Source organism: Streptosporangium sp. NPDC023963 (assembly GCF_040639135.1).
Taxonomy (GTDB): domain Bacteria; phylum Actinomycetota; class Actinomycetes; order Streptosporangiales; family Streptosporangiaceae; genus Streptosporangium.
Genome location: NZ_JBEZZK010000001.1, coordinates 1,029,453 through 1,040,670, shown reverse-complemented (window position 1 = coordinate 1,040,670; position 11,218 = coordinate 1,029,453). Strand labels below are relative to the sequence as shown.

Here is an 11,218-nt window from a genome sequence, read left to right as displayed (position 1 = left end):
CCCCTTCACCCGGCCTTCGCGGGTACGAGCTTGTCGACGCGCACGGCGGCGGCCTTGAACTCCGCGGTGCCCGCGATCGGGCAGGTGGCCTCGATGGTGAGGGAGTTGGTGTCGACCTCGTCGGGGAAGTGCATCGTCATGAAGACCAGGCCGGGACGCAGGGCCGGGTCGATGTGGACGGGGGCGACGACCGAGCCGCGCCGGGAGCTGATCCTGACCTCCTCGCCGGGACTCACCCCCAGCCGCGCGGCGTCCTCGGGGGACAACTCGATGTTCTCGCCCCTGCGCAGCGGCGAGGCGAACCCGGACGACTGCACGCCGGTGTTGTAGGAGTCGAGACGACGGCCGGTGGTGAGCCGCAGGGGATACTCGTCGTCGAGCAGGTCGACCGGCGGGGAGTGTTCGAGCACCGCGAACGGCGCGGCCCTGCCCCGCCGGGCCGGGTCGCTCTCCCAGAGCCGCCCGTGAAGGAAGGGCGGTTCGAGGGAGTCCTCCGACGGGCAGGGCCACTGGATGCCCTGCAGCTTGTCGAGCCTGTCGTAGGTCATGCCGGTGTGGGCGGGGGAGAGGGCGCGGAGCTCGTCCCAGACCTCCTCGGCGCCGGTGTAGTTCCAGTCGTGGCCCAGGCGGCGGGCCAGCTCGCAGAGGATCCAGATGTCGTCGCGGGCCTCGCCCGGCGCCTGGAGCGCCTTGCGGACCCGCTGCACCCGCCGCTCGCTGTTGGTGAAGGTGCCCTCGCTCTCGCACCAGGCCGCGCCCGCCGGCAGCACCACGTCGGCCATCTGGGCGGTCTTGGTCAGGAAGATGTCCTGCACGACCAGGTGGTCGAGCATGCTGAGCCGCTTGACGCAGTTCAGTGAGTCGGCCTCGGACTGCACCGGGTTCTCCCCGATGAGGTAGCAGGTGGTGATCTCGCCCTCGGCCATCCCCTCCAGCATCTCGGTGAGGTTGCGGCCGTAGCGCGGCTGGATCGGCGTGTCCCACGCCTGCTCGAACTTGGCGCGGATCCCCGGGTCGAGGATGTCCTGGAAGCCGGGCAGCCGGTTGGGGATGGCGCCCATGTCGCCGCCGCCCTGCACGTTGTTCTGGCCGCGCAGCGGGGACAGACCCGAACCGTAGCGCCCGACGTGGCCGGTGAGCAGCGCCAGGTTGATGAGGGCGCGCACGTTGTCGGTGGCGTTGTGGTGCTCGGTGATGCCGAGCGTCCAGCACAGCTGGGCGCGGTCGGCCCTGGCGTAGGCGTGCGCGAGCTCCCGGATGGCGGCCGCGGGGACGCCGGTGACCTGCTCGGCCACCGGGAGCGTCCACGGCTCGACCGAGGCGGCGAACTCCTCGAAGCCCTCGGTGGCGCGCTCGATGAACGAGGTGTTGTGCAGCCCCGCGTGGATGATCTCCCGGGCCACCGCGTGCGCGAGCGGGATGTCGGTGCCCACGTTGAGGCCCAGCCAGAGGTCGGCCCACTCGGCGGTGCCCGTGCGGCGGGGGTCGACCGCGAACATGCGGGCGCCCTTTCTTATGCCCTTGAGCACGTGGTGGAAGAAGATCGGGTGCGCGTTGCGCGCCGCCGAACCCCACATCAGGATCACGTCGGCGTCCTCCACCTCCTGGTAGGAGGAGGTGCCGCCGCCGCTGCCGAAGGCCGCGGACAGGCCCGCCACGCTCGGGGCGTGGCAGGTGCGGTTGCAGGAGTCGACGTTGTTGGTGCCGATCACGACCCGGGTGAACTTCTGGCCCACGTAGTTCATCTCGTTGGTGGAACGGGCGCACGACAGCATCGCGAAGGAGTCGGGCCCGTGTTGCTCGACATTGCGCCGGAAGCCCTCCGCGGCCCGTTGCAGCGCCTCGTCCCAGGTGGCGCGGCGTAGCACGCCGTTTTCACGGACAAGGGGATGGGTGAGCCGGTCGTAGTGCTCGGCGCGGTCCCCGCGATCCCTCTTCATACCCCATCCTTTCGACAGTCCTGTATACAGTCTACGGTATGTCGCATCAACTGGCGGCGGCAAGATTTTCCCGGACTTGCTCGTCCAGGAGGTCGGCGACCGCGTGGATCGCCCGGAGCGTGGGCACCTCGGCGCCGGTCAGGTCGGCCAGTTCCACGACGGCGGCGAGGAGCACGTCGAGCTCCAGGGGCTTGCCCTTCTCCAGGTCCTGGAGCGTGGAGGTCTTGTGCTCTCCCGCCCGCTCGGCGCCCGCGATCCGGCGCTCGATCGAGATGTCCGGCTCGCAGCCCACCCGGCGGGCCACGTCGACGGTCTCGCGCATCATGGTGACGACGAGATCGCGCGTCCCGCGGTGGCGGCAGATGCCCGCCATGGTCGCCCGGGTGAGCGCGCTGATCGGGTTGAAGGCGATGTTGCCCATGAGCTTGATCCAGATGTCGCGCCGCAGATCCGTCTCGACGGGACATTTCAGCCCGCCCTCGATCATGGCGGTGCTGAAGTCGACGCAGCGTGAGGAGAGGGAGCCGTCGGGCTCGCCGATGGAGAAGCGGGTGCCCTCCAGGTGGCGGATCACGCCGGGCGCCTCGATCTCCGTCGCCGCGTAGACGACGCATCCGATGGCGCGCTCCAGCGGCAGGGCGGCGGTGACCGCCCCGCCGGGGTCGACGCTCTCGATCACGTGGCCCTGGTAGGGGCCGGGCAGCCGGTGGAAATACCACCACGGGATGCCGTTCTGGGCCGCGATGAGGCCGGTGGTCTCGTGGAGCAGCGGCTGGATCATGGGTCCGGCCGCCGCGTAGGAGTTGGCCTTGAGGCCGAGGAAGACGTGGTCCACCGGGCCGATCTCGCGGGGGTCGTCGGTGGTGTGGGGGTGGGCGGTGAAGTCTCCGCGCGGGCTCAGCACGCGCACTCCCGATTCGCGCATCGCCGCGAGGTGCTCTCCGCGGGCGATCAGATGCACCTCGGCGCCCGCCCTGCACAGGGCGGCGCCGACGTAGGCGCCGATGGCGCCGGCGCCAAGAACAGCGACTTTCACAAGAGGCTCCGTCCTCGCGTCCATAGTGCATTCGGTATACAGTATGGAAAAAATCCGGTCAAGGAGCCGCCGATGGCCGTCCCCCGATCCACCGTCCACGAAGCCCCGTCCCGCGACCCGGACACCGTGCCCCCGTCGCCCCCGTCGGCCCCGTCGCCCCCGTCCTCGCCGGGGCCGCCGCCCCCGGGGGCGGCGCACCGCGGCGCCCCCGGGGAGGCGCTCCCGTGGGAGTCGGCCCGCGAGGTCGCGGCGTCCGCCGCGGGGCCGCTCCCCCCGGTCGACCTCCCCCTCCACCTGGCGTACGGCTGCCGCCTGGCCGCGCCGCTGCACGCCCTCGTCCCGGTGCCCGGCGCCGACGTGGCCGCGATGGACGGCTACGCGGTCGCGGGCGATCCGCCCTGGCGGATCACGGGCCTCGTGCTCGCCGGGGGCGCGCCCTTCGGGGCCGCGCTCGCGCCCGGCACGGCGGTGGAGATCGCCACCGGCGCCCCGGTGCCCGAGGGCGCCGAGGCGGTGCTGCCCTACGAGCTGGCCGTGCGGACCGGCGGGGCGCCGTGGGCCGGACCGGCCCCCGGAGGCGGGGTGCCCGGCCGATCCGTGCCGCCGGGCCGGTTCGCGCCGCCGCTCGGCCGGTTCGCGCCGCGGGGCGGGGAGCCGTGGCCGGCGGGCGAGCCGGTCGGCGAATGGGTGTCGGCCCCCGCGGGGGCGGTCGAGCCGGGCAGGCACATCCGGCGGCGCGGTGAGGACTGCCCGCTGGGGACCGTGGTGCTCACTGCCGGTTCGGCCGTCACGCCCGCGGTGCTCGGCCTCGCGGCCGGGCTCGGGCACGACGTGCTCCGCGTACGGCCCAGACCCCTGGTGTCCGTGCTGGTCACGGGCGACGAGGTGGTGACGCTCGGGCTGCCGGGCCCGGGGCGGGTGCGCGACGCGATCGGTCCCATGCTGCCTGGGCTCGTCGAGTGGGCGGGCGGCCGCACCGAGGCGCCGCGGTGGCTGCCCGACGGGGCGCGGGCGCTGGCCGCCGCGCTCGCGGGGACCGCGGACGGCCCGCCGGGCCAGGTGATCGTGGTCTGCGGGGCCTCGTCGAAGGGGCCCGCCGACCACCTGAGGGCGGTGCTCGCCGGGCTCGGGGCGGAGATCCTCGTCGACGGCGTCGCGGTGCGTCCCGGCCATCCGCAACTCCTCGCCAGGCTCCCCGGCGGGCGCCTGGTGGCCGGGCTGCCGGGCAATCCCTACGCCGCCCTGGTCGCCGCGCTGACGTTGCTCGCCCCGGCGGTCCGGGCGCTCGCGGGCGGGCCCGAGGCCCCGCGCGAGCGGTCCGCGCTGGCAGGTCACGTACGGCCCCACCACGCCGACACCCGCATGGTCGCGGTGCGGCGCGGCGGACGTGGCGCGGTGCCCGTCGGGCACGACCGGCCGGGATCGCTGTGGGGGGCCGCGCTCGCCGAGGCGCTCGCGGTCGTCCCGCCCGGCTGGAGGGGCGAGCCGGTCGAGCTCGTCCCACTGCCCGCACAAAGGGTCTAGACATCCCTGGACCCCGGGGGTAACCATTGCCCTCATACGGTATGCAGTATGGAGAACACAATCGAGAGGACCTCAGAATGACCCAGCCAGCGGACACGGCGCCGGAAACCATCTCCGGAGGCCACCTGGTGGCGAAGGCGCTCAAGGCGGAGGGGATCGATGTGATCTTCACGCTCTGCGGCGGCCACATCATCGATATCTACGACGGTTGCATCGACGAGGGCATCGAGGTCATCGACGTCCGTCACGAGCAGGTGGCGGCGCACGCGGCCGACGGTTACGCCCGGATCACCGGCAAGCCGGGTTGTGCGGTCGTGACGGCGGGACCGGGCACCACCGACGCGGTGACCGGCGTGGCCAACGCCTTCAGGGCGGAGAGCCCCATGCTGCTCATCGGGGGGCAGGGGGCTCTGAGCCAGCACAAGATGGGCTCGCTGCAGGACCTGCCCCACGTCGACATGATGACTCCGATCACCAAGTTCGCGGCCACGGTCCCCTCGACCGAGCGGGTGGCCGACATCGTCTCGATGGCCTTCAGGGAGTGCTACCACGGCGCTCCCGGGCCGTCCTTCCTGGAGATCCCGCGCGACGTCCTCGACGCCAGCGTCCCGATCTCCAAGGCCCGCATCCCCGAGGCGGGCCGTTATCGCGCCTCGGTACGCCAGGCCGGAGACCCCGAGGCCGTCGAGCGCCTCGCCGACCTGCTCGCCCACGCGGAGAAGCCCTGCGTCCTGCTGGGCAGCCAGGTCTGGACCACCCGGGGCACCGACGACGCGATCAACTTCGTCCGCGCGCTCAACATCCCCGCCTACATGAACGGCTCGGCCCGCGGCACGCTGCCCCCCGGCGACCCGCACCACTTCCAGCTCTCCCGGCGCTACGCCTTCACCAACGCCGACCTGATCATCATCGTCGGCACCCCGTTCGACTTCCGGATGGGCTACGGCAAGCGCCTGTCGCCTACGGCGACGGTGGTCCAGATCGACCTCGACTACCGCACCGTCGGCAAGAACCGCGACGTCGACCTGGGCATCGTCGGTGACGCCGGGCTGATCCTGGCCGCGGCCACCCAGGCCGCCTCGGGCCGCGTCGAGAACGGCGCGACCCGGCGCAAGGAGTGGCTGGAGGAGCTGCGCGCGGTGGAGACCGCGGCCTACGAGAAGCGGCTGCCCCGCCAGCTCTCCGGCGCGCAGCCGATCGACCCCTACCGCCTGGTCCACGAGATCAACGAGTTCATGACCGAGGACACCATCTACATCGGCGACGGCGGCGACATCGTCACCTTCTCCGGCCAGGTCGTCCAGCCCAAGTCCCCCGGGCACTGGATGGACCCCGGACCGCTCGGCACCCTCGGCGTCGGCGTCGCCTTCGCCATGGCGGCCAAGTACGCCAGGCCCGACAAGGAGGTGCTCTGCCTCTTCGGAGACGGGGCGTTCAGCCTCACCGGCTGGGACTTCGAGACGATGGTCCGCTTCGACCTGCCGTTCATCGGCGTCATCGGCAACAACTCGTCGATGAACCAGATCCGCTACGGCCAGGCCGCCAAGTACGGCGAGAACCGCGGCCGGGTCGGCAACACCCTCGGCGACGTCAGATACGACGAGTTCGCCCGGATGCTGGGCGGCCACGGCGAGGAGGTCAGGGACCCCGCCGACATCAGGCCCGCGCTGGAGAGGGCCCGCGAGTCGGGCAAGCCCGCCCTGATCAACGTGTGGGTCGATCCGGACGTCTACGCGCCCGGAACCATGAACCAGACCATGTACAAGTGAGGGGGACCCCATGAAGGCACTGGAAGGTGTCCGCGTCCTCGACATGACCCACGTGCAGTCGGGTCCGTCCTGTACGCAGCTCCTGGCCTGGCTCGGCGCCGATGTGATCAAGCTGGAGGCGCCCTCCGGAGACATCACCCGCAAGCAGCTGCGCGACGTCCCCGACGTCGACAGCCTCTACTTCACGATGCTGAACTGCAACAAGCGCAGCATCACCCTCAACATGAAGAGCGAGCGCGGCAAGCAGCTGTTCACCGAGCTGGTGCGCGACTCCGACATCCTGGTGGAGAACTTCGGGCCCGGCGCGGTCGACCGGATGGGGTTCTCCTGGGACCGGCTCCAGGAGCTCAACCCGCGGCTGGTCTACGCCTCGATCAAGGGTTTCGGCCCGGGACGCTACGCCAAGTTCAAGGCGTACGAGGTGATCGCCCAGGCGATGGGCGGCTCGATGAGCACCACCGGCTTCGAGGACGGCCCGCCGCTGGCCACCGGCGCCCAGATCGGCGACTCGGGCACCGGCATCCACGCCGTCGCCGGCATCCTGGCCGCCCTCTACCAGCGCGAGCAGACCGGGCGCGGCCAGCGCGTGCAGGTGGCGATGCAGCACGCGGTGCTCAACCTGTGCCGGGTGAAGCTCCGCGACCAGCAGCGGCTCGGTCACGGGCCCCTGTCGGAATACCCCAACAAGACCTTCGGCGACGAGGTGCCGCGCTCGGGCAACGCCTCGGGCGGCGGCCAGCCCGGCTGGGCCGTGCGGTGCGCCCCCGGCGGGCCCAACGACTACATCTACGTCATCGTGCAGCCGGTCGGCTGGGCGCCGCTCGCCGGGATCATCGGCCGCCCCGAGCTGGCCGACGATCCCGAGTGGGCCACCCCGGAGGCGCGCCTTCCCAACCTCGACAAGATGTTCCAGCTCATCGAGGAGTGGAGCATCACCCGCGACAAGTGGGAGGTCCTCGACCTGCTCAACGCCGCCAACATCCCCTGCGGCCCGATCCTGTCCACCAAGGAGCTGCTGGAGGACGAGAGCCTGCGGCAGGAGGGCGCGCTGGTCGAGGTCGACCACCCCCAGCGCGGCTCCTTCGTGACGGTCGGCAGCCCGCTGCACCTGTCGGACTCGCCGGTGGACGTCACCGCACCGCCCCTGCTCGGCGAGCACAACACCGAGATCTACGCCGGCCTCGGCCTGTCCGCCGACGAGCTGGCCGAGCTGAAGACGAACGGAGTCATCTGATGGCGCATGACCAGGTCGCCGTACGCGAGGTGCTGGACAAGGCCCGTGCCGAGGGCCGCACCGCGCTGACCGCCCCCGAGGGCAGGAGGATCTGCCAGGCGTACGGCATCTCGACCCCCGGTGAGGGGGTGGCGACCTCGGCCGAGGAGGCGGTGTCGCTCGCCGGGGAGATCGGCCTGCCCGTGGTGCTCAAGATCGTGTCGCCCGACATCCTGCACAAGACCGAGGCGGGCGGGGTGCTCGTCGGCCTGGCCGACCTCGACGCGGTGCGTGCCGGCTACGACCGGATCCTGGCCTCCGCGCGCTCGTACGACCCGGAGGCGTCGATCGACGGCGTCCAGGTGCAGGCCATGGTCGGTGCCGGGCACGAGGTGATCATCGGCGCGGTCACCGACCAGACCTTCGGCAAGGTCGTCGCCTTCGGGCTCGGCGGGGTGCTCGTCGAAGTCCTCAAGGACGTGACCTTCCGGCTGGCCCCCCTCTCGGGTGATGATGCACTCGGGATGCTGGACGACATCAGGGCGGCGGAGGTGCTCCGTGGTGTCCGTGGTGCGGAGGCGGCCGACAGGGGGGCGCTGGCGAACATGATCGAGCGGGTCGGCGCGCTCGTCGGGGACTTCCCCGAGATCGCGGAGGTGGACCTGAACCCCGTCTTCGCCACCGCCGACGGGGCGACGGCCGCCGACGTGCGCATCCTCCTCGACGCCGACCCCGTCGCCGCGCCCGCCCGGCTCTCGCGGGAGGAGATCCTCGCCGGGATGAACCGGATCTTCAAGCCGCGCGCCGTCGCGGTGATCGGTGCCTCCGGCGAGACCGGCAAGATCGGCAACTCGGTCATGCGCAACCTGATCAACGGCGGCTACCGGGGCCACATCTACCCGATCAACCCGAAGGCCCCGGAGATCCTCGGGCTGCCCGCCTACCCCAGCATCGCCGACGTGCCGGGCGAGGTCGACGTGGCGGTCTTCGCCATCCCGGCCAAGTTCGTGCCCGCGGCGCTGGAGGAGGCCGGGCGCAAGGGGGTGGCGGGAGCCATCATGATCCCCTCAGGGTTCGCCGAGACGGGCAACGTCGAGGGCCAGCAGGAGATCGTCGAGATCGCCCGCAAGCACGGCGTGCGGATGCTCGGCCCTAACATCTACGGCTACTACTACACGCCGGAAAACCTGTGCGCCACGTTCTGCACGCCGTACGACGTGAAGGGCGGGGTCGCGCTGACCTCGCAGAGCGGCGGCATCGGCATGGCCATCCTCGGCTTCAGCCGCACCACCGGGATGGGCGTCTCGGCGATCGTCGGGGTCGGCAACAAGGCCGACGTCGACGAGGACGACCTGCTCACCTTCTTCGAGCAGGACGACAACACCAACTGCGTGGCCATGCATCTGGAAGACCTCAAGGACGGGCGCGGGTTCGTCGAGGCCGCCCAGCGGATGGTCGCCAAGAAGCCGGTGATCGTGCTCAAGGCCGGGCGCACCGCGATGGGCGCGCGGGCCGCGGGCTCGCACACCGGGGCGCTGGCCGGCGACGACAAGGTCTACGACGACATCCTCCGCCAGGCGGGCGTCGTGCGGGCCCCGGGCCTCAACGACATGCTCGAGTACGCCAGAGCGCTGCCGCTGATGCCCACGCCCAAGGGGGAGAACGTCGTCATCATCACCGGGGCGGGCGGCTCGGGAGTGCTGCTCTCCGACGCCTGCGTCGACAACGGACTGACCCTCATGGAGATCCCGCCGGATCTCGACGAGGCCTTCCGCGCCTACATCCCGCCCTTCGGGGCGGCGGGCAACCCCGTCGACATCACCGGTGGCGAACCGCCCAGCACCTACGAGAACACCATCAGGCTGGGCCTCACCGACCCCCGCGTGCACGCGCTGGTGATCGGCTACTGGCACACGATCGTCACCCCGCCGATGGTCTTCGCCGAGCTGGTCGCGCGGGTCGTGGCCGAGGAGCGGGCCAAGGGCAACGACAAGCCCGTGGTCGCCTCGCTGGCCGGTGACACCGAGGTCGAGCAGGCCTGTGACCATCTCTTCGCGAACGGGGTGATCGCCTACCCGTACACCACGGAGAAGCCCGTGGCCGTGCTCGGTGCCAAGTATCGCTGGGCGAGGGCCGCAGGGTTGCTGCGCGGCTGAGCCGCGCCTCATGAGCGAGGGGGCGAATCGGGGCACTCGCAGGATCAACCAACCCCCCAGGAGGTCCGCAGGTGGACACATCGAGAACACCGGCTGCAGCGGAGCCCGGCGAAGCCGCCGCCGCATCCGGCCAGGAAGAAAAAGTATGGCGGGCGGGCGGGCTGGAGCCGATGCCCATACGCACCCTGCCCGACGCTCCCCCGTCGATCCACATCCTCGGGCCGACGGTGTTCCTCGTCGCGCTCGGCGTGGGCATGGGCGAGTCGTACATGTGGCCTCGGCTGGTCCTGCTGTTCGGACCGGAGATCCGGTGGCTGTTCCTCATCGGCGTCACTCTCCAGGCCGTGGTCATGCTGGAGATGGCCCGCTACGCCATGGCGACGGGGGAGAGCATCTTCTTCGGCGCCGCCCGGGTCTTCAAGCCCCTGATGTGGTTCTTCTTCGTCGTCGCGATCCTCGTCTACATCTGGCCGGGTCATCTGTCCGCGGGGGCCGCCGCCTTCGAGCAGATCACCGGCATTCCATGGGTGATCACGGCCGTCGCGGGCCTGATACTCGTCGGCGTCGTCTTCAGCCTGGCGAAGGTGATCTACAACCTGCTGGAGAACGTGCTGTCGATCCTGATCGGCACGCTCGTCGTCGGGACCGCCGTGGTGGCGGCCATGGTCGGCACCTGGGGCGACGTGGTGAGCACGGTCACCGGGATGTTCGCCTTCGGCTACCTGCCGGAGCAGGCGATGTCGCCGGCCTGGTTCCCGGTGATCGTGGGAGCGATCGCCTTCGCCGGGCCGTCCGGAATGCAGCAGATGTGGTACACCCTGCACCTGCGTGACTCCGGCGCCGGAATGGGTGCCCACATCCCGGCCGTCCGCGGTCTCCGGCACGCCGGCGAGGAAGAGGCCATGCCCTCGCGCGGCTTCATGTTCGACACGAACAACCCCGAGGAGATGCGCAAGTGGAAGGGGTGGCGGCGCTGGGTCACCTTCGACGCGCTCCTGCTCTTCTGGGGCATCACGATGCTGGTCACCATCTCCTTCACCGTGATCGCCCAGGCGGCGACGAGGAACACCCCCAACGTCCGTACCGTGATCGAGTCCGGGGAGCGGGAGGCGGCGCTGTACGCGATGGCCGACTCCTTCGCCTCGGCCGGCAGCTCGGTGCTGGGCGTCGTCTTCCTCGGATTCATCGCGCTGATCGGGCTCAACGCCACGCTGGGCCTGTTCGACTCCTTCTCCAGGGGCCAGGCGGACATGAGCTTCCACTTCGTGCGCGGTGCGAAGAAGTTCGGCATGTCCCGCCTGTACGCCGGCTTCCTGTGGGGCGTCATCGCGTTCGGTATCCTGATCCTGCTGTTCGGCCCGGCCGACGGCCCGAGCGGGATCCTCGACACGCTGGCGTTCCTGTCCACGTTCGCCATGGGCGCCTACTGCGTGACGCTCCTGCTGGTGAACAACCGCATGTTGCCCAAACCGATCCGGCCGAAGATCTGGACCAACCTGATCATCGGCTTCGGGGCGGTCTTCTACCTGGGGATGCTGCTCTACAGTCTGTTCGCCTACGGCGTGGTCCTGTGAGCTGAC

7 protein-coding genes are annotated in these 11,218 nt (G+C 70.9%); 5 read left to right on the top strand and 2 right to left on the bottom strand.

Going from position 1 to position 11,218, the window contains the following annotated elements; all coding sequences use genetic code 11:
• Positions 1–5: 5 nt before the first annotated feature.
• Together AB0F88_RS04370 and AB0F88_RS04365 are read right to left on the bottom strand one after the other, a co-directional pair.
• Entirely contained in the window at positions 6–1,940 is a 1,935-nt protein-coding gene (locus AB0F88_RS04370; protein WP_362677231.1) for a molybdopterin-dependent oxidoreductase, read from the bottom strand.
• A 46-nt stretch (positions 1,941–1,986) separates the two neighbouring features.
• Positions 1,987–2,976, bottom strand: a complete 990-nt coding sequence (locus AB0F88_RS04365) for a 2-dehydropantoate 2-reductase (RefSeq protein WP_362677229.1) — start codon at positions 2,974–2,976, stop codon at positions 1,987–1,989.
• Between the two features lie 72 nt (positions 2,977–3,048).
• On the opposite strand from AB0F88_RS04365, the gene AB0F88_RS04360 reads away from it, so the two are divergent.
• The 5 genes from AB0F88_RS04360 to AB0F88_RS04340 all read left to right on the top strand — a co-directional run bounded on the left by AB0F88_RS04360 (position 3,049) and on the right by AB0F88_RS04340 (position 11,212).
• Entirely contained in the window at positions 3,049–4,500 is a 1,452-nt protein-coding gene (locus tag AB0F88_RS04360) for a molybdopterin molybdotransferase MoeA (protein WP_362677227.1), read from the top strand.
• A 77-nt stretch (positions 4,501–4,577) separates the two neighbouring features.
• On the top strand, positions 4,578–6,269 hold the full coding sequence (locus AB0F88_RS04355; protein ID WP_362677225.1) for a thiamine pyrophosphate-binding protein: 1,692 nt from the start codon (positions 4,578–4,580) through the stop codon (positions 6,267–6,269).
• A gap of 10 nt (positions 6,270–6,279) precedes the next feature.
• Positions 6,280–7,503, top strand: coding sequence for a formyl-CoA transferase (gene frc / locus AB0F88_RS04350; RefSeq protein ID WP_362677223.1), 1,224 nt, complete (start codon positions 6,280–6,282; stop codon positions 7,501–7,503).
• Positions 7,503–9,638, top strand: coding sequence for an acetate--CoA ligase family protein (locus tag AB0F88_RS04345; RefSeq protein WP_362677221.1), 2,136 nt, complete (start codon positions 7,503–7,505; stop codon positions 9,636–9,638). The genes frc and AB0F88_RS04345 overlap by 1 nt, the downstream gene beginning before the upstream one ends.
• 170 nt (positions 9,639–9,808) lie before the next feature.
• Positions 9,809–11,212, top strand: coding sequence for an Nramp family divalent metal transporter (locus tag AB0F88_RS04340; RefSeq protein WP_362677219.1), 1,404 nt, complete (start codon positions 9,809–9,811; stop codon positions 11,210–11,212).
• The last annotated feature ends 6 nt before the right edge of the window (positions 11,213–11,218 follow it).

Coding starts and splice junctions, on each gene's coding strand:
- AB0F88_RS04345 (WP_362677221.1), top strand. CDS start 7,503: ATGGCGCATGACCAGGTCGCCGTACGCGAGGTGCTGGACAAGGCCCGT.
- AB0F88_RS04360 (WP_362677227.1), top strand. CDS start 3,049: ATGGCCGTCCCCCGATCCACCGTCCACGAAGCCCCGTCCCGCGACCCG.
- AB0F88_RS04370 (WP_362677231.1), bottom strand. CDS start 1,940: ATGAAGAGGGATCGCGGGGACCGCGCCGAGCACTACGACCGGCTCACC.
- AB0F88_RS04340 (WP_362677219.1), top strand. CDS start 9,809: ATGCCCATACGCACCCTGCCCGACGCTCCCCCGTCGATCCACATCCTC.
- AB0F88_RS04355 (WP_362677225.1), top strand. CDS start 4,578: ATGACCCAGCCAGCGGACACGGCGCCGGAAACCATCTCCGGAGGCCAC.
- frc (WP_362677223.1), top strand. CDS start 6,280: ATGAAGGCACTGGAAGGTGTCCGCGTCCTCGACATGACCCACGTGCAG.